Raw genomic sequence first — 21,111 nt, forward strand, 5'->3', positions numbered from 1 at the left:
TCTTTAATTGTTCAACATTCCCCAATTAGCTCTTGTAGTTACGAGTCTGAACTTTGATTGCCTCATAAACCAGCGGCTCTTTCAGCAATACCGGAGCTTTGTCGTCGCTGCCCTGGTATTCCCAGCAAGCTACATAGAAGTAGTTTTCGTCATCGCGCTTAGCCTCGCCTTCCTCAGTCTGATATTCTTCGCGGAAGTGGCCACCGCAAGATTCGTTGCGGTTCAGTGCGTCGTAGGCAATCAGCTCACCCATGGTGATGAAGTCGTTCAGGCGGATAGCCTTGTCGAGCTCTACGTTCATGCCTTCCTTGCTGCCCGGGATGAAGAGGTTGGTCTCGAATTCCTTGCGGATTTCTTTCAGCTTGGCCAGACCGGTCTTCAAACCTTCGGCTGTACGGCCCATACCAACGTATTCCCACATGATGTGACCCAGTTCCTTGTGGATGGAATCTACGGACTTCTTACCCTTGATGTTCATCAGGTGGTCAATCTTGTCCTGAACGGCCTTCTCGGCTTCTGCAAACTCAGGCAGGTCGGTAGAGAAGCGGGGAACGGTGATTTGGTCGGCCAGATAGTTCTGGATGGTGTAAGGCAATACGAAGTAACCGTCGGCCAGACCTTGCATCAGGGCGGAAGCACCCAGACGGTTGGCACCGTGGTCGGAGAAGTTACATTCGCCGATAGCGAACAGACCCTTGATAGAGGTCATCAGTTCGTAGTCTACCCAGATACCGCCCATGGTGTAGTGGATGGCCGGATAGATCATCATCGGGTTTTCGTAGGGCGATACGTCGGTGATTTCTTCGTACATGTCGAAGAGGTTACCGTAACGCTGTGCTACAACGTCCTTACCCAGACGGTTGATGGCTTCGGAGAAGTCGAGGAACACGGCCAGACCAGTGTTGTTCACGCCGTAGCCCTTGTCGCAACGCTCCTTGGCGGCACGGCTGGCAACGTCGCGCGGAACGAGGTTACCGAAGGCCGGATAGCGGCGCTCCAAGTAGTAGTCGCGGTCTTCTTCGGGGATATCTTTGCCCTGCAGCGTGCCTTCCTGCAGCTTCTTGGCATCTTCCAGTTTCTTGGGAACCCAGATACGGCCGTCGTTACGCAGAGACTCGGACATCAAAGTCAGCTTGGACTGCTTGTCGCCGTGTACGGGGATACAAGTCGGGTGGATCTGTACGTAAGCCGGGTTGGCAAACCAGGCACCCTTACGGTAGCAGGCCATAGCAGCCGAGCAGTTGCAGGCCATAGCGTTGGTCGAGAGGAAGTAGGTGTTTCCGTAACCGCCGGTGGCGATAACTACAGCGTGAGCGGCGAAGCGCTCCAGCTTGCCTGTTACCAGATTCTTGGCGATGATACCACGGGCACGACCGTCGATGATAACGACGTCTTCCATTTCGTAGCGGGTATAGAGTTTTACAGTACCGGCATTTACCTGGCGGCTCAGTGCAGAATAGGCACCCAGCAGCAGCTGCTGGCCTGTCTGACCTTTGGCATAGAAGGTACGTGATACCTGTGCACCACCGAATGAACGGTTGGCCAGCGTACCGCCGTATTCGCGGGCGAAGGGAACGCCCTGTGCCACGCACTGGTCGATGATGTTGTTCGATACCTCGGCCAGACGGTAAACGTTGGCTTCGCGGGCACGGTAGTCACCGCCCTTTACAGTATCGTAGAACAGACGGTATACAGAGTCACCGTCGTTCTGATAGTTCTTGGCTGCATTGATACCACCCTGAGCGGCGATGGAGTGTGCGCGGCGCGGAGAGTCCTGAATGCAGAAGTTGAATACCTTGAAACCCATTTCGCCCAGCGAGGCGGCAGCGCTGGCACCGGCCAGACCTGTACCAACCACGATGATGTCCAGACGACGCTTGTTGGCGGGGTTTACTAATTTCTGATGGGCTTTATAGTTCGTCCATTTCTCGGCTACCGGTCCTTCCGGTATTCTTGAATCTATCTTGGTCATAATGAATTTACAATTTAGTCATTTACAATCTACAAATTTGCAAGCTTCGCGTTTTTACATCAACGATTTGATGAAGAACACAACCACTACCAGGGCGAAGCAGAGCACTACGATGGTAGAGTAGATGTTGGAGATGCACTGCCAGCGGCTGATCCAAGTCTTGTTGTTCCAGCCCAGTGTCTGCATGGAGCTCCAGAAACCGTGGGTCAGGTGGAACCACAGGGCGCCCAGCCAGATGAGGTACAGAACGACGAACACCGGGTTGGCGAACGTGTTCTCGATGTGATAGACGCCGTTGGCGGCATAAGCCAGCGTCAGCGTGTCGGCGTGCATGCCCATGTTGTGCATCAGTTCGGGCAGCTGCATCTTCGACCAGAAGTTCACCAGGTGCAGACCCAGACCTACGATTACGATGATACCCAGAACGAGCATGTTCTGTGATGCCCATTCCACTTCCTTGCGTCGCTCCGTCACGGCGTAGCGTTCCGTACCGCGTGCCTTGCGGTTCTGCATCGTCAGCCAGAAAGCGTAGATGATGTGGATGACAAACAAGGCGGCCAGACCGACTGTTGCCACCAGTGCGTACCAGTTTGCTCCCAGGAACTCACAAACCATGTTGTAGCCCTCGGCTGAGACAAGCGCAACAAGGTTCATCGCCATGTGAAACGTCAGAAACAGGACAAGGGCGATGCCGGTAACGCTCATCACCACTTTCCTTCCTACAGATGAATTACTTAACCACATAAATGATTGAATTTAAGTTATTTAATAGTTGTAAATATATCCTTGTACTGTTGGCGGACGATATTTCCTTGCAAAAATAGAGGAAATACATTGATTTAGCAAGGGATTAAAGAAATATTTCCGTAATCTGTGCGGATATGGGTTGCAGGAAGGGCGCGCAGGAAGTGCTGGACGGCAGGTGTTGTTCTCCGTCACAAGAAGCAATGTTTTGCCTCGGAAGAAGCAATGTTTTGCATCAGAAAAAGCAATGTTTTCCGCCAAAGAAAGCAATGATTTTCCCCAGACGGAGCAGCCCGCATTCCGTGCCCTTCCGTCCAGAGGGGGCAGAGGGTCGGACAGTTTTATAAGGATTTTTGTGCATACTTGGCAGATTTGCCTTATCTTTGGCGGTGGAAACAAAGTGAATGCGTTATGAAGAGACTGCTTTTGGCTCTGCTGATGGCCCTCGCGTGTGCTCCGGCCCTGCGGGCGCAGAACTGGGACATCGACCTCCTGCACAAGGTGAACGGGTGGGACGGTACGTTCGTCCGCAATTATAATAAGGTAATATCGAAGTCGGAACCCTACGTAGCCATCGGGGTGCCCGTAGCCATGGCCGTGGCGGGCTGGATCAAGCACGACAAAGACCTGCTGAAGGATGCCCTGTACGTGGGTACCAGCGTGGCGGGTGCCTTTGTGGTGACCTACGGCATGAAGTATCTGGTAGACCGCCAGCGCCCCTACGACCGTTGGCCCGACCGTGTGCATGCCTATAGTCGCGAGAGCAGTCCTGCCTTCCCGTCGGGACATACGGCGACGGCCTTTGCCCTGGCCACTTCCTTGAGCATCACCTACCCCAAGTGGTATGTCATCGCCCCGTCGGCCCTGTGGGCCTGCTCGGTGGGTGTTTCGCGCATGAACGAGGGCGTCCATTATCCGTCGGACGTGCTGGCGGGAGCCGTCATCGGCGCAGGTTGTGCCGTGGTCAATGTCTACGTGAACCGCTGGCTCAACAAGTGGCTCTTCGGCGACTGAGTGCAGGGCTTGTCGGAAGAAAAGTCCTTTTTCCCAGACTTTTCCTTGCCAATCGTTGCAAAAAGTAAAAGTTTGTCTTACATTTGCGAACATTAAACATCAGAATCATTACCAAATAAAACGAAAAACATTCGAACCATGGACACAAGCAAGATTGTAGGAGAGAAAATCAAGTCGCTCCGCGAAAGCAAGAATATCAGCCGTGAAGAGTTGGCCGAACGTTCGGGCCTGGCCATCGAGCAGGTGGAGCGCATCGAAAACAACATCGACCTGCCCTCATTGGCACCGCTCATTAAGATAGCCCGCGTGCTGGGCGTACGTTTGGGTACCTTCCTCGACGACCAGGACGAAACGGGTCCCGCCATCTGCCGCAAGGCCGAGGCTACGGACAGCATCAGCTTTTCGAACAATGCCATCCAGAGCCGCAAGCACATGGAGTACCACTCCCTGTCGAAGTCGAAGGCCGACCGCCACATGGAACCCTTCATCATCGACGTGGCTCCTACGGACGACAACGAGTTCGTGCTTTCCTCGCACGAAGGCGAAGAGTTCATCATGGTGATGCAGGGCACGATGGAAATCTGCTACGGCAAGCACACGTACCTGCTCGAAGAGGGCGACAGCATCTACTACGACTCCATCGTCCCCCATCACGTACACGCTTATCAGGGACAGGCCGCCAAGATACTGGCCGTTATCTATACACCGGTTTAATTGATAAAATGGATAATGGATAATTGAGAATTGAGAATAGAGCTTCACGCCCCATTTTTCATTTTCCAATTTTCCATTATCCATTTTCCATTATCCATTCATAGAATGCATCTGTATAAATTCGTATCGGGCGCGCTGCTGCTTGTGGCCGTGGCGTGCGGGCATGTTTCTGCCCAAGATGCCGAGCTGGCACGCGTCAAGCAAAACTTTATCCGACTGATAGGAACCGACGGAAACGGGCAGGAGCGGCTGAATGCCGTCCTGAAAGACCTGCCCCGCGAGGAGTCGGCATCCGACCAGATGGTGGTGGAGCTCTTCCAACGCCAGCCTTCCCGCCAGGCATCCATTCAAAAATATCTGTCCGAACAGACGGCCGAAGGCACTTGGCCGGACATCAACTACCAGGACCGCAAGCGTTCGGGCTGGGAGCCGCGTGTCCATACCGAGCGCATCCTGGAGCTGGCCAAACAATATGCCTCGCCTCAGAGCCCTTACTACCGCTCGGCGCAGGTCGAGGCCTGTATCCACAAGGCTTTGCGCTGGTGGTTTACGACCAAGCCCGTGTGCCCCAACTGGTGGTACAATCAGATTGGTGTACCCAAGACCTTGGGTAACGCCTTCCTGCTTTTCGAATCCCAGCTCACGGCCGACGAACGGCAGGGAGCCATCGAAGTGATGGAGCATGCCCGCTTCGGCATGACGGGGCAGAACAAGGTGTGGCTGGCCGGTAACGTACTGGTGCGCGCCCTTTTGCAGGAAGATAAGGAGCTGGCACGCCAGGCACGCGACACCATCGCTTCTGAAATCGTGACGGGGCAGGCCGAAGGTATCCAGCCCGACTGGAGCTTCCACCAGCACGGCACGCAGCAGCAGTTCGGCAACTATGGGTTGGCTTTTCTGGCCAGCATGAGCTTCTATTCGGGTGTCTTTGCCGGCACGTCCATGGCTTTCGACGACCGCCAGCTGGAAATCCTCCGCCGCCTCACCGACGACGGTTACCGCTGGATCTTGTGGAAGGGTCAGATGGACATCAGTGCTCTGGGCAGACAGTTCTTCCGCGAGGGGCAGACCCACAAGGGCTTGGCTACCGCCTTTGCCGCCACCGAACTGGGAGGCGGCACGTCCGAGGCCTGCAACGAAACGGCCCGTGCCTTGTGCCGCGAAAACTTCTTGCCCGACGCCAAGGACGGACTGACGGGCCACAAGCACTTCTTCTGCTCCAACTACACCGTGCACCGCCGCCCCACGTGGATGGCTACGGTGAAGATGGCTTCGCGCAAGGTCATCGGTACCGAGACGCTGAACGGCGACAACATGAAGGGATTCTATTCGGCCGACGGAGCCACCTATATTTATCAGGACGGAAAGGAATACCTCGACATCTTCCCTCTGTGGGATTGGCGCAAGCTGCCGGGTGTGACGGCTTTCGATACCGATGCCCCCATGCCCATAGTCAAAGGGAACCGCCCTCGCAACAACAGCGACTTTGTGGGAGGCCTCTCGGACGGACGGCAGGGCATGACGGTCATGGACCTCGACCGTGCCGGGCTGCGTGCCCGCAAGGCGTGGATCTTTACCGACGACTTTGTTCTTTGCCTGGGAGCGGGCATTGAGGCCGACAGTACCTTGGCCGTAACAACCGCCATCGAGCAATGCTATCGGCGCGACAAGCTCTATGTGCTGCATTCCTGCGGTGACTGGAGAGAAGTGGACGGGCGCGAGGAGTGCAGCCATCAGCAGGAAGTACGCTACTTCCACCATCATACGGGTTACATAGCCTGGGGAGAAAACCTTCAGGTGACGGCTGCTACAGAACAGCGGACGGGCCAGTGGTACGACATCATGCAGATGTATCCGCGCGAAGATGTCAGCGGCGAGGTGGTGCAGCTCTGCCTGAACCATGGCAAGGCTCCGAAGAATGCTTCCTACCAGTACGTCATCCTGCCTGATGCCGACCGCAGGCAGACCGAAGCCTTCGACCTTTACGCCATCCGCGTGTTGCGCAACGACCGTGCGGTACAGGCTGTCCTGCTGGCCGACGGTACGTGCTGGGTGGCTGCCAGCGAACCAGCCATGCTGACCCTGCCCGACGGTACTGCCGTGAAGACCGCTACCCCCGGCATCTACAAAGTAGCCAAGGGAGCCGGCGGCCGCTACACCGCCCTATGGACCTCGCCCTCGCGGCAGCATGCGCAGGCTGAACTGACCATCGGTACCCAAACCCTGAAACTGACAGATACCTACCATTATACAAACAACGAATAAAGGAAAGAACGCTTATGTTATACGAACGCACCCTAGGCCAGTGGTTGGAACACTGGGCCGAAACAACTCCCGACCGTGAGTACATCGTCTACTCCGACCGTAACCTGCGCTTCACCTGGAGCCAGTTCAACCGCCGTGTGGACCACATGGCCAAAGGACTCATCGCCATCGGTGTGGAGCGCGGCACGCACGTGGGCATCTGGGCCGCCAATGTGCCCGACTGGCTCACCCTGCTCTATGCCTGTGCCAAGATAGGTGCCGTCTATGTCACCGTGAACACCAACTACAAGCAGGCTGAACTGGAATATCTTTGCCAGAATTCCGACATGCACACCCTCTGCATTGTCAACGGCGAGAAGGACAGCGACTTCGTACAGATGACCTACCAGATGCTGCCCGAACTGAAAACCTGCCAGCGCGGGCACCTCAAGAGCGAACGCTTTCCCCGTATGAAGAATGTCATCTACGTGGGGCAGGAGAAGCATCGCGGCATGTACAATACCTCCGAAATCCTCCTGTTGGGCGACAATGTGGACGACAGCCGCCTGAACGAACTGAAATCGCAGGTCACCTGCCACGACGTGGTGAACATGCAGTATACCAGCGGTACTACCGGCTTCCCCAAGGGCGTCATGCTGACCCACTACAACATCGCCAACAACGGCTTCCTCACCGGTGAGCACATGAAGTTCACGCAAGACGACAAACTCTGCGTCTGCGTGCCTCTGTTCCACTGCTTCGGCGTGGTACTGGCCACGATGAACTGCTTGACCCATGGCTGTACGGAAGTGATGGTGGAGCGTTTCGATCCGCTCGTCGTGCTGGCCTCCATCCATAAGGAACGCTGCACGGCTCTCTACGGTGTGCCCACCATGTTCATTGCCGAACTGAACCATCCCATGTTCGACATGTTCGATATGTCCAGCCTCCGCACCGGTATCATGGCCGGTTCGCTCTGCCCCATCGAGCTGATGAAGCAGGTGGAAGAGAAGATGTTCATGAAAGTGACCAGCGTCTACGGCCTGACCGAGGCTTCTCCGGGTATGACGCACACCCGCATCGACGACCCCGCCGAGGTGCGCTACACCACCGTGGGCCGCGACTTCGAGCACACCGAAGTGCGTGTCATCGACCCCGAGACGGGCCTGGAATGCCCCGTCGGCGTGCAGGGCGAGATGTGCAACCGTGGCTACAACACCATGAAAGGTTACTACAAGAATCCTGAAGCTACGGCCGAGGTCATCGACCAGGACGGCTTCCTCCACTCCGGCGACCTGGGCGTGAAGGACGAACAGGGCAATTACCGCATCACGGGCCGCATCAAGGACATGATTATCCGCGGCGGCGAGAACATCTATCCGCGTGAAATCGAAGAATTCCTCTACCAGCTGCCCGGCGTGAAGGACGTGCAGGTGGCCGGCATTCCCTCGAAGAAATACGGTGAGGCTGTGGGTGCCTTCATCATCCTGCACGAAGGCGTGGACATGCACGAGAGCGACGTGCGCGATTTCTGCATCGGCAAGATTTCGCGTTACAAGATTCCGAAATACATCTTTTTCGTCAAGGAATTCCCCATGACGGGCAGCGGCAAGATACAGAAGTTCAAACTGAAAGACCTGGGGCTGCAGCTGTGCAAGGAGCAGGGGATTGAGATTATCTGACGGAAGGCGGCTGTTTCAAGATAGAAAAGTCTGATAAAAAGAGTGTCGGTATCTTTTCATCTTGAGACAGCCGCCTTTCTGTTGAAAGCAGATGTACAGAAAAAGTTTCAAAAGTTGTCTTGACAACGAAACTACTGGTTTCAAGACGGCTTCATTTTTTGAAACCATCGGTTTCATTAAAGGAAACCACTGGTTTCATTGAATGAAACTACCGGTTTCATAGCATGAAACCATTTTGAAGCTTTAAAGGGCAAATAAGCAGAATGGAAGGTTCGTTCTTGTAGAAACTTTCGTTTTTCTGCATCGCATTAAAGAACGGGCACAGATAATGTAATTTCCAAGGCAGGGTAACCCTGCATGGAAACTGCATTGTCTGTGCCCGAAATTATGATTGCCGGCAGGAACGTTTGTATCACTCCGCCTTCTCGGGGTAGCGCATGTTGGCTTCGGTCATCTGCTCGAGCACTTCGTGCAGGTATTTGGCCGACTCCCAGCGGGCCATGGGCAGGTCGTGGAGCAGGTAGTTGCCGCAGTCCTGCGGGGCGGCGCCGGGCACTTCGCCTTCGTAGTGGGCCACGAAGCGGAAGGTGTCCTGCATCAGCGGCAGGATGTCTTCGGGCTGCAGGTCGCCGCGCATCAGCAGGTAGTTGCCCGTGAGGCAGCCCATGGGGCCCCAGTAGATGATGCGGTCCTGCCACCGCGGCTCGTTGCGCAGGTAGGTGGCGGCCAGGTGCTCGATGGTGTGAAGCGCGCCCTGTCCGAGGGCGGGCTCGCGGTTGGGTTCCTTCATGCGGATGTCGAAGGTGGTGATCACTTCACCGTTCACCTCGTCCTTGCGCGACACGTAGATGCCGCGCAGCAGGCGGATGTGGTCGATGGTAAAACTGGGAATTTTCTTCATATCGTTTTTCGTGAATGGTTAATAGTCTTTCTTTTACAGGCCTTCCAGGAACGCCCACGTCGTGCGGAACGACCGTTCGGCCATGGTGGCCCAAAAGTCGCGGTACTGGGCGAAGTTGTCGTCGTGCGCTCCCGGCGTGTCGCTGACGATGCGGAAGCTGAGGAAGGGCACGCCGTAGACGAAGCACGTCTGGGCGATGGCGGCCGACTCCATGTCGACGGCCATTCCCTCGGGGAAGTGGCGCTTGATGGCGGCCAGTTCGGCAGCGTCTTCCACAAAGCGGTCGCCCGTGCAGATGAGTCCGCCGTGAATGCGGCTCTCCAGTCCGGCGCCGTCGTTCAGCTCCAGCGCGTGGCGCAGCAGCCGGGGCGCAGCTTCGTAGTAGAGGGGCATGCCCTGCACCTGGCCGTAGCGGGTGCCGTCGTTGCCGCAATAGACGTCGTGATAGACCAGGCGGTCGCTGGCCACCACGTCGCCCACCCGCAGGCACGTGTCGATGCCTCCTGCCACACCGGTGCTGACGATGCAGTCCGGCCGGTGGCGGCGGATGAGTTCGGCGGCTCCCACAGCCGCGTTTACCTTGCCGATGCCACACTGGGTGAGCACGACGTCGTTGCGGCCCAGGAGGCCCTCCACATAGCGGAAACGGCCTTCGCCGCTCTCCTTTTTCTGCGACAGGCGGCCCGCCAGCTGGCGGTGCTCGCTGTCCATTGCACTGATGATGCCTATTTTCATTGCTGACAAATGCTTAAATATCCGCAAATGTACGACATTTCCTTGGATTACACGGGCCGGGAGCGCGGAAAATGGGAGGAATGTCGTATCTTTGCGGACAATAACCATGCTATAATCAAGACATCAGCCTTATGACACTGAAAAGAATACTCCCCGACCTGGTGGCGATCGTCCTGTTCGCCCTGCTTTCGTTCGTCTATTTCTTCCCGGCCGACATCGAGGGCCGCATGCTCTTCCAGCACGACACGGCGGCGGGCGTGGGCATCGGGCAGGAGGCCAAGGAATACTACGAGCAGACGGGCGAACGTACCCGCTGGACCAACTCCGTATTCGGCGGCATGCCCACCTACCAGATTTCACCATCGTACGACTCCAACAAGCCGCTGCAGTGGGTGCAGAAAGTCTACCAGCTGTTCCTGCCCAGCTACGTCTGCCTGACGTTCATCCTCATGCTGGGCTTCTACATCCTGCTGAGGGCCTTCGGGCTGTCGGTGTGGCTGTCCACGCTGGGGGGCATTCTGTGGGCCTTCTCGTCCTACTTCTTCATCCTCATCTCGGCGGGGCACATCTGGAAGTTCATCACCCTGGCCTACATTCCGCCCACGCTGGCGGGCATCGTGCTGGCCTACCGCGGACGCCTGCTGGCGGGCGGCGTGGTGGCCGCGCTGTTCGTAGCCCTGCAGATTGCGTCGAACCACGTGCAGATGTCCTACTACTTCCTGTTCGTCATCCTCTTCATTGTGGGCGCCTACTTCGAGAAGGCCTGGCGCGAGAAGACGTTGCCGCAGTTCTTCCGGGCCAGCGCGGTACTGGTCGCAGCAGCCCTCATCGGCGTGGCGGCCAACCTGTCGAACCTCTATCACACCTATACCTACAGCAAGGAAACCATGCGCGGCAAGAGTGAGCTGGTGCAGACGGGCGAAGCGGCCAAGCAGACCAGCGGCGGACTGGACCGTGACTACATCACGCAGTGGAGCTACGGCGTGGGCGAGACGTGGACGCTGCTTGTCCCCAACTTCAAGGGCGGTGCCTCCGCGCCCCTGAGCCAGAGCGAGACGGCCATGGAGAAGGCCAACCCGATGTACAGCAGCCTCTACAACAGCCTGACGCAGTACTTCGGCGACCAGCCCATGACGGCAGGCCCTGTCTACGTGGGCGCGTTCGTGCTGTTCCTCTTCCTGCTGGGCTGCTTCATCGTGAAAGGACCGCTGAAGTGGGCTCTCATCGGCGCCACGCTGTTCTCCATCGCATTGTCGTGGGGCAAGAACTTCATGCCGCTGACCGACTTCTTCATCGACTACGTGCCGATGTACAACAAGTTCCGTGCCGTGTCGTCCATTCTCGTCATTGCCGAGTTTACCATTCCCCTGCTGGCTGTCTTCGCGCTGAAGAAGATACTGGAGGAGCCCCAGGTGCTGCGTGACAAGGTGGCGCTGGGTGTCAGTTCTGTCCTGACCCTGGGTGTGTCGTTCCTGCTTTGGATGGCGCCGGGCAGCTTCAGTGCAGGCTTCATCCCGGCCCAGGAAGCACAGATGCTGCAGCAAGCCGTGGACGGCGGCATGATCCCGGCCGGCGAGCTGAACGGCATCCTGGCCAACCTGGGCGAGATGCGTGCCGCCCTGGTACAGGCCGACGCCCTGCGCAGCTTCCTCATCATCGCCATCGGCCTGCTGCTGCTTATGCTCTACGCCACGGGCAAGCTGCGGCAGTCGCTCACCGTGGGCGGCATCGCCGTGCTGTGTCTGGTGGACCTGTGGAGCGTGAACAAACGCTACCTGAACGACGGGCAATTTGTTCCGAAAAGCGTCCAGACCACCACTTTCAACAAGACGCCCACCGACGAAACGATACTGAAAGACCCTGCCCTGGACTACCGTGTGCTGAACCTGGCTTCGAATACGTTCAACGAAAGCAATACCTCCTACTGGCACAAGAGCGTGGGTGGCTACCATCCCGCCAAGCTGCGCCGTTACCAGGAGATGATTGAGCGTCACATCGCTCCCGAAATGCAGGCGGCCTACTCCGAAATAGCCCGTGCGGGCGGCGAGATGGACAGTGTGGATGCCTCGAAGTTCCGTGTGCTGAACATGCTGAACACCCGCTACTTCATCCTGCCTGCCGGACAGCAGGGACAGACCGTGCCCATCCTGAACCCTTATGCCTACGGCAATGCTTGGTTTGTAGACCGGGTGCAGTACGTGGACAATGCCAACGAGGAGATTGACGCGCTGCATACGGCCGATCCTGCCGGGACTGCCGTAGTGCACGCCCGCTTCAAGGAGGCGCTGAAAGGGCTGACGGAAAGCCATCGGGACAGCCTCTCCACCATCCGGCTGACCAGCTACGAACCCAACCGCCTGGTGTATGAGACCCGTAACAGCGGCGATGCCGTGGCCGTATTCTCTGAAATCTACTACCCGGACGGCTGGCGGGTGACCGTCGACGGACAACCTGCTACCCTGGGACGGGCCGACTACATCCTGCGTGCCCTCTACCTCCCTGCAGGCGAGCACACGGTGGAAATGCGTTTCGACCCGCAGAGCCTGCACGTGACCGAAGGCATCGCCTATACCGCCCTGGCGCTGATGGTTGTGGGAATAATGGCCGTCATCTGGAGGCAACGGAAAAAGACGGCCTGACGGGATGGGAATAAAAAAACCGTCCCTATCTTCACAGGCAGGGACGGCACACAAGTCAATAATACATGAAAAAACGCTATTTAGAGAGAGTTCTAACCCTTTTCAGGGCAGCGGTACAAATGTACGGAGGATTTTTGAATTGAAAAAATCAAATCGACCAAAAGGTGAATTTTACCGACGAATTGTCTCTTATTTCAACAGTCGGCGGCTGAGATAGCGCACCGGATACCACACGGAGAGGAATCCGACGGCCAATACCGTGGCAAAGACAAGCACTACATCGGATACGTGGACACTGACGGGATAGGCATCGACTACGAAAGCTCCGCTGCCTCCGCCCAGTGTGATGAAACCGAAATGCTGCTGGGCCCAGCAGAGCAGCAGTCCCGACAGAATGCCTCCCACGGCTCCGAAAACCGAAATGAGGCGCCCCTCGAACAGAAAGATACGGACGACGAGACGGTCGTCGGCTCCGAGGTTGCGCAGCGTCACTACATCGTCCCGCTTGTCCAGGATGAGCATTGAGAGGGAACCGATGACGTTGAAGCACGAAACAACCAGGATGAACGTGAGGAAGAGGTAGGAAATGAGCTTCTCGATTTCCATGATGCGGAACACGTCGGCCTGCTGTTCGTAGCGGTTCTGCACCACAAAACGGTCGCCCAGCAACGTGGCTATGCGCTGCCTGACAGCCTCTGTGTCGGCATCGGGCTTCAACTTCAGCTCGACGGCCGAGACTTCGCGGCCGTAGTCGAACAGGCGGCGGGCAAAGCTCAGTGAGGTGACAATGTAGTGGGCGTCGTACTTTTCCTGATTGACCACAAAGACGGCTCCCGGCGAGAACAGGTATTCGCGGTTGAAGGCGGCCGAGGGGTTGGCCAGATTGACCCGCACATTGCGGCGGGGGGCAAAGACCTGCAGGGGATCGACAAACTGGATGCCCGTGCCGAGCTGCGACATCAGTTCGATGCCCAGGAAACCGTAGTCCACGATGTTGTCTTTCAGAATGAACTGTCCCGTACCGTAGAGCAGGCTGTCGATGGACGTCAGCTGCTCGAAGTTGTCGTCCACGCCCTTAATGACGGCCATCACCTGGCGGTCTTTGTACTGCACCATGGCATTTTCTTCGAGCGTCTCGGTCCAGACTTCCACTTCGGGCAGGGCGCGGACCTGCTGTAGGGCGGGTTCGTCGGGCAGGAATACCTTCCCCTCGCGTACGGTAATCTTTAGCTGGGGGTCGAAGGCGGTGAAGAAGCCGGCTACCATGTCCTGGAAACCGTTGAACACCGAGAGGGTGCATACCATGGCCAGTGTGGCCAGCGCCACCCCGCATACCGAAATGCCGGAGATGATGTTGACCGCATTGTGTTTCTTCCTGGAGAACAGGTAGCGGCGGGCTATGTAGAACGACAGGTTCAAGGCACGGCCTTATTTAAGCAGTTCGTCGATACGTTCCAGGTAGTCCAGCGAATCGTCCAGGAAGAACTTCAGTTCGGGGATGATGCGGAGCTGGAAACGTACGCGGGTGCCCAGTTCGTAGCGGATGGACTTCATGTTGGCGTTGATGTTCTTGATGAGTTCCTCGCCCTTCTCCGAGGGGAAGATGCTGAGGTAGACACGGGCAATGCTCATGTCGGGGCTGATGCGTACGGCGCTGACCGAAACCAGCACACCGTGCATACTCTTGGTCTGCAACAGGAAAATGTCGCCCAGTTCCTTCTGGAGCAGGCGGGCTATTTTGTTCTGACGGGTTGTTTCCATATAAAGCGTAGTTAATGGTTAATGATCAATGGTTAATTCCACTCTCCACTTTCAACTTTCAACTCTCCACTCCCCCCTTAAGTTTTCCGCATGATTGTCAGTCCGTCACGCAGGGGAAGGATGACCTTTTCGACCCGGGGGTCGCGGGCCACAAAGTCGTTGAACTCCTTGATGCGGATGGTCTGGAGGTCCGAGCTGTGCGGATGCTCTTCCAGTACGTGGCCGTCCCACAGCGTGTTGTCGGCGATGATGTATCCGCCGTCGGCCAGGCTGGCCAGTGCCATCTCGTAGTAGTCCAGGTACTTGCGCTTGTCGGCATCCATAAAGACGAGGTCGAACGTCAGCCCCAGCTGTGGAACCAGTTCCAGCGCGTCGCCGATATAGAAGCGGATCTTGTCGGCATACGGCGAACCTTCGAGCCAGGGGCGGGTGAAGTCTTCCTGTTCGTCGTTGATTTCGAAAGTGTGCAGCATGGCTCCTTCGGGCAGGCCTTCGGCCATGCAGAGAGCCGAATAGCCGCTGTAGGTCCCTATCTCGAGCACCTGGCGCGGGCGGATCATCCGTACAAACATCTTCAGCATCCGTCCCTGCAGGTGGCCCGAGGCCATGCGCGGATACAGAAGCTTGAGGTGTGTGTCGCGGTAGAGAGCCCGCAGGTAGTCACTCTCCGGGTCGATGTGCTGCAATATGTATTCGTCTAAATCCAATGGAAAATTGAAAATGGAAAATTGAAAATGGGGAAACGGATGGAATAATTATCCATTCTCCATTCTCAATTTTCAATTGATTTATAAGTATCGGTTGCTGTTGGGCAACACGCTGTCTTCGGCATGTTTCAGGGCATCTTCGACTACGTTGATCTCGAGGAACGAGGTCTGCGTGCCGGCCTTGCCGCTGCTCAGGTAGCCTACCATGTCGGTGGGCTGGAGGCGTCCCTCCTTCAGGAGGCGGCGCAGGGCGGCAAAGTAATATTCCTGTCCGTTGGCCAGCTCGGGCATATAGATGGCCTCTACGCCGTAGGAAAGGGCCAGGTGACGCATGGTCTTCTCCTTGTAGCAGATGGCCAGCACGGGATACTTGCCACGGAAGGCAGCCAGGTTGCGTGCCGTGCGACCGCTGTAGCTGTCGGTGATGATGGCACGTATCTTCAGTTTGGTGGTGGCTTTTACAGCCTGTTTGGCCAGGAAGGCCGTGACGTCGTTGCTGTTCTCGTCCAGCGGGATGCGGATGTCGTTTTCGGTCAGCTTGTCTTTCTCGGCCTGTGCGGCTACCTTGGTCATGGTCTTCACGGCTTCTACCGGGTATTTGCCGTAAGCTGTTTCGCCGCTGAGCATCAGGGCATCGGTGCGGTAGTAGATGGCGTTGGCAATGTCGGTCACTTCGGCACGGGTGGGACGCGGGTTGTTGATCATGGTGTGCAGCATCTGCGTAGCCACGATGACCGGCTTCTTGGCCAGGATGCACTTGCGGATGAGTACGCGCTGGATGCCGGGGATGCGCTCCTGAGCCACTTCGATGCCCAGATCGCCGCGGGCCACCATGATGCCGTCGGCCACTTCCAGGATTTCGTCGATGTTGTCCACGCCTTCCTGGTTCTCTATCTTGGCAATGATGCGGATGTCGCTATGGTGTTCGTCCAGTATGGCTTTGATGTCGAGAACGTCCTGTTTGTTGCGGACGAAGGAATGTGCGATGAAGTCGATGTCCTTCTCGATGGCATACAGAATGTTGTTCTTGTCTTTTTCGGTCAGCGACGGCAGGTTGATGCGCACGCCCGGCACGTTCACGCTTTTGCGGTTGCCCAGTGTGGCTTCGTTCTGTATTTCGCAGTAGAGGCGGCTGTCGTCTTTGTCGGTGACAACCATTTCCAGGTCGCCGTCATCTATCAGAATGTGGTCGCCCACCTGTACATCCTGGACAAAGTGGGGATAGGACACGCAGATACATTCGCGTGTGGTGGGCTGTTCGGGACATCCCGTTACCTGTACCTTGTCACCGGCCTTGAACGGAATGGGTTCGGCAGCCAGGGGAGTCGTACGTACTTCGGGCCCCTTTGTATCCATCAATATGGCAATCCGATTGGAGACCGTGCGGACATTGGCTATCAGCTTTTCGAAACCCTCGCGCCCGGCATGGGCTGTATTCATGCGGACGACGTTCATGCCCGCTTTGAATAATTCTCTGATAAAGTCAACCTCACAACGCTGGTCGGAAATCGTTGCAACAATCTTTGTTTGCTTCAATAACATACTTGATACCTATTATATATATATTATACCTGTTTCTTGTTTTTGTCCAGCAAGGCTTCTATGGCCAGCCGGTAGGAGTTCAGACCGAATCCGCAGATGACACCCATGCAGGCACACGAAATCATCGACACGTGGCGGAACGCTTCGCGGGCATGCACATTGGAAATATGCACCTCGATGACCGGAGCGGTGACTGCCCGGATGGCGTCCTGCAAGGCTATGGAGGTGTGGGTGTAGGCCCCGGCGTTCAGCACGATGCCGTCGGCATCGAACCCCACTTGCTGGATCCGGTCGATCAGCTCGCCTTCGATGTTGGACTGGAAATAATCAATCTGAATGTCTGCATACTCCGCACGCAGCCGGGCCAAATAGTCTTCAAAAGAAACGCTTCCGTAGATGGAAGGTTCACGTTTGCCCAATAAATTGATGTTGGGTCCGTTTATTATCTGTATCCTCATAACTGTTTTTTTTATATATTTGCCCACAGAGAACATTATTTCAAGGTGCAAAGGTAGAAAAAAAAATGAAAACGGAAGGGATTTCACCAGATAAGGAAAGGCGGGAGTTGATTATCAGGAAGTACAAGCAGTATCTCAGGCTGGAAAAAGGCTTGTCGGAAAATACGTATGAAGCCTATCAGATGGACCTGGAGAAGTTGCTTCGCTTTCTGGAAGGCGAGGAAAAGGGGGTACTAGACGTCACTTCCGATGATTTGGAACGCTTCATTGCCGGATTGCACGACATCGGCATTCATCCACGTTCGCAGGCACGCATCCTGTCGGGGCTCAAGTCGTTCTTCCATTTCCTGATATTGGCCGACTATCGCGAAGACGATCCTTGTGAACTGATAGAGGGACCGAAAATCGGTTTCAAATTGCCCGAGGTGCTTACGGTGGACGAGATAGACGCCATTATCGCTGCTGTAGACATGGACAAGCCAGAAGGCCAACGCAACCGGGCGATGATAGAAACCCTCTACAGCTGCGGCCTGCGGGTGTCGGAGCTTTGTGGCCTGAAGCTGTCGGACCTCTATTTTGAAGAAGGGTTCATCAAGGTTACAGGAAAGGGAAGCAAGCAACGGCTGGTACCTGTCTCGCCGCGGGCGGTCAAGGAAGTGAAGTACTGGCTGATGGACAGAAGACATTGGAGGGTGAAGGCCGGAAGCGAAGACAATGTGTTCCTGGCGCGGTGGGGGACGAGCATTTCGCGCATCATGGTCTTCCATCTCATCAAGGAGCTGGCGGCAAAGGCAGGGATAACCAAAAACATCAGTCCCCATACCTTCCGGCACTCTTTTGCCACCCATCTGCTGGAAGGCGGCGCCAACCTTCGGGCTATCCAGTGCATGCTGGGACATGAGAGCATTGCCACGACGGAAATTTATACTCATATCGACCGCCAAATGCTCCGCAGTGAGATCATAGAACACCATCCGCGTAATATAAAGTACCGGAAAGAACAGGAAATTCATTAAATTATAATAAATATCCCTCTCCGGTTAACAAAATGTAGAAAGATTTAATAACTTTGCGACGCCGTATCTTGTGTTGTGCAGGGAGAAAGGCAATAAAAATAGAATAGGCAAATCAATTACAAACTATTAATTTATACCTAAAATGACTAAGAAACTGTATTTGCCATTATTAATGGCGTTAGTTGTTGCATTGTCATCATGCAACAAGAAGATGGGCGAACTGTCATCTGACTATTTCACGGTGACTCCGCAGGTATTGGAAGCCGTAGGTGGTAAGGTTCCCGCTACAATCAACGGCAAATTCCCCGAAAAGTACTTCAACAAGAAGGCTGTTGTGGAAGTTACTCCCGTTCTGAAGTGGAACGGTGGCGAGGCCAAAGGCCAGTCTACTGTATTCCAGGGTGAGAAGGTGGAAGGCAACGACCAGACTATCTCCTACAAGATGGGTGGCAGCTATACAATGAAGACTTCTTTCGACTATGTTCCCGAAATGGCCAAGTCTGAACTGTATCTGGAATTCAAGGCTAAAATCGGTAAGAAGACAGTAGAAATCCCCGCTGTGAAGATCGCTGACGGCGTTATCTCTACTTCTGAACTCGTTAACAAGACTCTGGCCAGCGCAAACGCTGCTGACGGTAACGACGCTTTCCAGCGCATCATCAAGGAAAAGCATGACGCTAACATCATGTTCTTGATCCAGCAGGCAAACGTTCGTTCCAGCGAACTGAAGACTGCCAAGGCCTTCAACGAAGAAGTGAAGAACGTAAGCGAAGCTTCCAACAAGAAGATCAGCAACATCGAAATCTCTGCATACGCTTCTCCGGATGGTGGTGTGAAACTGAACACTACACTGGCTGAAAATCGTCAGGACAACACTGCCAAGGTTATCAACAAGAACCTGAAGAAGGATAAGATCGATGTAAATGTAGACACGAAATACACTGCTCAGGACTGGGAAGGCTTCCAGGAACTGGTAAGCAAGTCCAACATCCAGGACAAGGAACTGATCCTGCGTGTTCTGTCTATGTATTCTGATCCTGAACAAAGAGAACAGGAAATCAAGAATATCTCTTCTGTTTACAAGACTTTGGCTGACGAAATCCTGCCGCAGCTGCGTCGTTCTCGTCTGACTTTGAACTATGAAGTTATCGGTAAGTCTGACGAAGAAATCGCCAACCTGGCCGCTACAGATGCCAAGCAGCTCAATATCGAAGAACTGCTGTATGCCGCTACACTGACTGACGATGCTGCCAAGAAGGAAGCTATCTACACGAAGGCTACTCAAATCTATCCGAACGACTACCGTGCATACAACAACCTGGGCAAGCTGGCTTATCAGGCAGGTAACTTGGACAAGGCTGAGAGCTATCTGAAGAAGTCTCTGTCTATCAAGAACTCTGCTGAAGCTAACATGAACATGGGTCTCGTTGCACTGAGCAAGGGTGACAAGGCTGCTGCCGAGCAGTATCTGGCTAAGGCTTCAGGTGCTCCTGAGCTGAACGAAGCTCTGGGTAACCTGTACGTAGCACAGGGTCAGTATGAAAAGGCTGTCAACGCTTTCGGTGACACCAAGACCAACAGCGCCGCTCTGGCACAGATCCTGGCCAAGGACTACAACAAGGCTAAGACTACGCTGGCCGGTATTGCCAAACCCGATGCTTACACAAGCTATCTGAACGCTGTACTGGGTGCAAGAACCAACAACGATGCAATGGTAATGAGCAGCTTGAAGGCTGCTGTAGCCAAGGATGCCACTCTGGGCAAGAAGGCTGCTACAGACCTGGAATTCGCCAAGTATTATACGAACTCTGAATTCATGAGCATTGCCAAATAAGTAATAGAGCAATCATAAAAGAAGATGCCCGACATGTAAATATGTCGGGCATTTTTTTTTATTCACGCTAAAAAGAAGTACATTCGCAGCTGAAGTTACAGAAACACTCCATGACAATGAAGAAAATCTATTTGGCTGTTTTTACGATGGCCTTGCTGCTGGCAGCCTGCGGAGACAAAAAGAGTGAGAATGTCCGTTTGAGCGGAACTCTTCAGGGGATGGCGGACGATACCGTCTATCTGTATGGTACCGACCGCTACTACAATCGCCTGGATACTATTTTTGTCAAGCAGGGCAAGTTCGTAAAAGACATAGAGGTCGATACGCTGGTTTCGGCCTGGCTCCAGTTTGGCAACGGGATGGAATACCCTCTCTATATGGATAAGGCTGATCTGATTGAAATCAGCGGTTCGGCAGACAAGCCCGGCCTGCTGGCAATCAAGGGAAATCCGGCCAATGAAGAACTGACGCGGTTCCATCAGGAGCTTTTCGGCAAGGACCTTCCTTCGGAGGCGGCAGTGGAGAAGGCGGCGGAGGCTTTCATCCGAAGTCATCCGAACTCGTTGGCCAGTATCTATGTGCTGGACAAATATTTCGTTCAGAAGTCTGTGCCCGATTTCTCCAAGATAAAGGAACTGTCAGAACAGATGGCAGGAAGCCTCAAGGACCGCCTGTATATGGAGCAGTTGTTGGAATATCTTGAAAGCTATGAGAAGGTATCGGTAGGGAAATCGGCCTCTTATTTCCAGATTCCGGGAATGGATGGTAAGGATATACGCCGTACCGACTTCAAGGACAAATATCTCCTGCTGTACTTCTGGGCCTCCTGGAGTGATGCGTGCCGGGAAACCAGCCGGCAGCTCAAGCAGTTGTATAAGGAGAAGAAGAACCGCGAGAAGTTCGACATACTGGGCGTTTCGCTCGATGTTGACAAGGAAGTGTGGAAGGACGCCGTTGTAAACGATACGCTGGACTGGAAACAGGGCTGTGACCTCAAGGGATGGAATGCCAGCCTCGTCGGCCAGTTTGCCGTGCGTACCCTGCCTTACAACGTGCTGCTTGCTCCCAGCGGGCGGATAGAAGGGCGTAACCTGACGCAGAAAGAAATCGAAGAGAAACTGGCGGAAATTGCCAAAAAGAAGTAGGGA

17 protein-coding genes are annotated in these 21,111 nt (G+C 55.1%); 8 read left to right on the plus strand and 9 right to left on the minus strand.

Translation table 11 applies throughout. The features are described 5' to 3' along the window. Window positions 1–25 precede the first annotated feature (25 nt). Both RDO88_RS05675 and RDO88_RS05680 read right to left on the minus strand, forming a co-directional pair. A complete protein-coding gene (locus RDO88_RS05675; RefSeq protein ID WP_307758452.1) occupies window positions 26–1,972 on the minus strand; it encodes a fumarate reductase/succinate dehydrogenase flavoprotein subunit in 1,947 nt (648 codons plus the stop codon). A 54-nt stretch (window positions 1,973–2,026) separates the two neighbouring features. Continuing rightward, window positions 2,027–2,716, minus strand: a complete 690-nt coding sequence (locus tag RDO88_RS05680; protein WP_021846984.1) for a b558 family succinate dehydrogenase (Or fumarate reductase) cytochrome B subunit — start codon at window positions 2,714–2,716, stop codon at window positions 2,027–2,029. A 411-nt stretch (window positions 2,717–3,127) separates the two neighbouring features. On the opposite strand from RDO88_RS05680, the gene RDO88_RS05685 reads away from it, so the two are divergent. From RDO88_RS05685 to RDO88_RS05700, 4 genes are all read left to right on the plus strand, one after another. Continuing rightward, window positions 3,128–3,730 carry a phosphatase PAP2 family protein gene (locus tag RDO88_RS05685; RefSeq protein ID WP_307758453.1) on the plus strand — a complete coding sequence of 201 codons (603 nt, stop codon included), beginning with the start codon at window positions 3,128–3,130 and terminating at the stop codon, window positions 3,728–3,730. Window positions 3,731–3,868: 138 nt separating this feature from the next. Continuing rightward, entirely contained in the window at window positions 3,869–4,444 is a 576-nt protein-coding gene (locus tag RDO88_RS05690) for a helix-turn-helix domain-containing protein (RefSeq protein WP_307758454.1), read from the plus strand. Window positions 4,445–4,549: 105 nt separating this feature from the next. Continuing rightward, window positions 4,550–6,709, plus strand: coding sequence for a polysaccharide lyase family 8 super-sandwich domain-containing protein (locus tag RDO88_RS05695; RefSeq protein ID WP_307758455.1), 2,160 nt, complete (start codon window positions 4,550–4,552; stop codon window positions 6,707–6,709). 14 nt (window positions 6,710–6,723) lie between these two features. After that, window positions 6,724–8,370, plus strand: a complete 1,647-nt coding sequence (locus RDO88_RS05700; protein ID WP_307758456.1) for an AMP-binding protein — start codon at window positions 6,724–6,726, stop codon at window positions 8,368–8,370. A gap of 412 nt (window positions 8,371–8,782) precedes the next feature. Here RDO88_RS05700 and RDO88_RS05705 read toward each other — a convergent pair whose 3' ends face one another. Together RDO88_RS05705 and RDO88_RS05710 are read right to left on the minus strand one after the other, a co-directional pair. Next, window positions 8,783–9,271, minus strand: a complete 489-nt coding sequence (locus RDO88_RS05705) for an S-ribosylhomocysteine lyase (RefSeq protein ID WP_307758457.1) — start codon at window positions 9,269–9,271, stop codon at window positions 8,783–8,785. A gap of 33 nt (window positions 9,272–9,304) precedes the next feature. Continuing rightward, window positions 9,305–10,006, minus strand: coding sequence for a 5'-methylthioadenosine/adenosylhomocysteine nucleosidase (locus tag RDO88_RS05710; RefSeq protein ID WP_307758458.1), 702 nt, complete (start codon window positions 10,004–10,006; stop codon window positions 9,305–9,307). Window positions 10,007–10,137: 131 nt separating this feature from the next. Here RDO88_RS05710 and RDO88_RS05715 point away from each other — a divergent pair, with 131 nt between their 5' ends. After that, window positions 10,138–12,645 carry a YfhO family protein gene (locus RDO88_RS05715; RefSeq protein WP_307758459.1) on the plus strand — a complete coding sequence of 836 codons (2,508 nt, stop codon included), beginning with the start codon at window positions 10,138–10,140 and terminating at the stop codon, window positions 12,643–12,645. Window positions 12,646–12,834: 189 nt separating this feature from the next. On the opposite strand, the gene RDO88_RS05720 is transcribed toward RDO88_RS05715, so the two are convergent. The 5 genes from RDO88_RS05720 to aroQ form a co-directional block, all read right to left on the minus strand. Continuing rightward, window positions 12,835–14,064 carry an FtsX-like permease family protein gene (locus RDO88_RS05720; RefSeq protein WP_307758460.1) on the minus strand — a complete coding sequence of 410 codons (1,230 nt, stop codon included), beginning with the start codon at window positions 14,062–14,064 and terminating at the stop codon, window positions 12,835–12,837. A 9-nt stretch (window positions 14,065–14,073) separates the two neighbouring features. Beyond that, the gene (gene rbfA, locus RDO88_RS05725; protein ID WP_021847358.1) at window positions 14,074–14,406 is read right to left on the minus strand and encodes a 30S ribosome-binding factor RbfA; all 333 of its coding nucleotides are present in this window, start codon (window positions 14,404–14,406) and stop codon (window positions 14,074–14,076) included. A gap of 77 nt (window positions 14,407–14,483) precedes the next feature. Further along, window positions 14,484–15,113: a class I SAM-dependent methyltransferase gene (locus RDO88_RS05730; protein ID WP_307758461.1), complete on the minus strand. Its 630-nt coding sequence runs from the start codon at window positions 15,111–15,113 to the stop codon at window positions 14,484–14,486. Between the two features lie 81 nt (window positions 15,114–15,194). After that, a complete protein-coding gene (gene pyk / locus RDO88_RS05735) occupies window positions 15,195–16,655 on the minus strand; it encodes a pyruvate kinase (protein ID WP_307758462.1) in 1,461 nt (486 codons plus the stop codon). Window positions 16,656–16,678: 23 nt separating this feature from the next. After that, window positions 16,679–17,113 (minus strand): type II 3-dehydroquinate dehydratase, encoded by a 435-nt coding sequence (gene aroQ / locus RDO88_RS05740; RefSeq protein WP_307758463.1) that lies wholly within the window; start codon window positions 17,111–17,113, stop codon window positions 16,679–16,681. Between the two features lie 65 nt (window positions 17,114–17,178). Here aroQ and xerD point away from each other — a divergent pair, with 65 nt between their 5' ends. From xerD to RDO88_RS05755, 3 genes are all read left to right on the plus strand, one after another. Continuing rightward, entirely contained in the window at window positions 17,179–18,129 is a 951-nt protein-coding gene (gene xerD, locus RDO88_RS05745) for a site-specific tyrosine recombinase XerD (protein WP_307758464.1), read from the plus strand. A 142-nt stretch (window positions 18,130–18,271) separates the two neighbouring features. Then, a complete protein-coding gene (locus RDO88_RS05750) occupies window positions 18,272–19,963 on the plus strand; it encodes a tetratricopeptide repeat protein (protein ID WP_307758465.1) in 1,692 nt (563 codons plus the stop codon). Between the two features lie 116 nt (window positions 19,964–20,079). Continuing rightward, window positions 20,080–21,108, plus strand: coding sequence for a thioredoxin-like domain-containing protein (locus tag RDO88_RS05755; protein ID WP_307758466.1), 1,029 nt, complete (start codon window positions 20,080–20,082; stop codon window positions 21,106–21,108). Window positions 21,109–21,111: the final 3 nt, after the last annotated feature.

The organism is uncultured Mediterranea sp., from assembly GCF_902493215.1.
Lineage (GTDB): Bacteria > Bacteroidota > Bacteroidia > Bacteroidales > Bacteroidaceae > Bacteroides.

What these genes read in the sequence shown, in the direction of transcription:
- RDO88_RS05675 (WP_307758452.1), bottom strand. Translation starts at nt 1,972, where the DNA reads ATGACCAAGATAGATTCAAGAATACCGGAAGGACCGGTAGCCGAGAAA.
- RDO88_RS05680 (WP_021846984.1), bottom strand. Translation starts at nt 2,716, where the DNA reads ATGTGGTTAAGTAATTCATCTGTAGGAAGGAAAGTGGTGATGAGCGTT.
- RDO88_RS05685 (WP_307758453.1), top strand. Translation starts at nt 3,128, where the DNA reads ATGAAGAGACTGCTTTTGGCTCTGCTGATGGCCCTCGCGTGTGCTCCG.
- RDO88_RS05690 (WP_307758454.1), top strand. Translation starts at nt 3,869, where the DNA reads ATGGACACAAGCAAGATTGTAGGAGAGAAAATCAAGTCGCTCCGCGAA.
- RDO88_RS05695 (WP_307758455.1), top strand. Translation starts at nt 4,550, where the DNA reads ATGCATCTGTATAAATTCGTATCGGGCGCGCTGCTGCTTGTGGCCGTG.
- RDO88_RS05700 (WP_307758456.1), top strand. Translation starts at nt 6,724, where the DNA reads ATGTTATACGAACGCACCCTAGGCCAGTGGTTGGAACACTGGGCCGAA.
- RDO88_RS05705 (WP_307758457.1), bottom strand. Translation starts at nt 9,271, where the DNA reads ATGAAGAAAATTCCCAGTTTTACCATCGACCACATCCGCCTGCTGCGC.
- RDO88_RS05710 (WP_307758458.1), bottom strand. Translation starts at nt 10,006, where the DNA reads ATGAAAATAGGCATCATCAGTGCAATGGACAGCGAGCACCGCCAGCTG.
- RDO88_RS05715 (WP_307758459.1), top strand. Translation starts at nt 10,138, where the DNA reads ATGACACTGAAAAGAATACTCCCCGACCTGGTGGCGATCGTCCTGTTC.
- rbfA (WP_021847358.1), bottom strand. Translation starts at nt 14,406, where the DNA reads ATGGAAACAACCCGTCAGAACAAAATAGCCCGCCTGCTCCAGAAGGAA.
- pyk (WP_307758462.1), bottom strand. Translation starts at nt 16,655, where the DNA reads ATGTTATTGAAGCAAACAAAGATTGTTGCAACGATTTCCGACCAGCGT.
- aroQ (WP_307758463.1), bottom strand. Translation starts at nt 17,113, where the DNA reads ATGAGGATACAGATAATAAACGGACCCAACATCAATTTATTGGGCAAA.
- xerD (WP_307758464.1), top strand. Translation starts at nt 17,179, where the DNA reads ATGAAAACGGAAGGGATTTCACCAGATAAGGAAAGGCGGGAGTTGATT.
- RDO88_RS05750 (WP_307758465.1), top strand. Translation starts at nt 18,272, where the DNA reads ATGACTAAGAAACTGTATTTGCCATTATTAATGGCGTTAGTTGTTGCA.
- RDO88_RS05755 (WP_307758466.1), top strand. Translation starts at nt 20,080, where the DNA reads ATGAAGAAAATCTATTTGGCTGTTTTTACGATGGCCTTGCTGCTGGCA.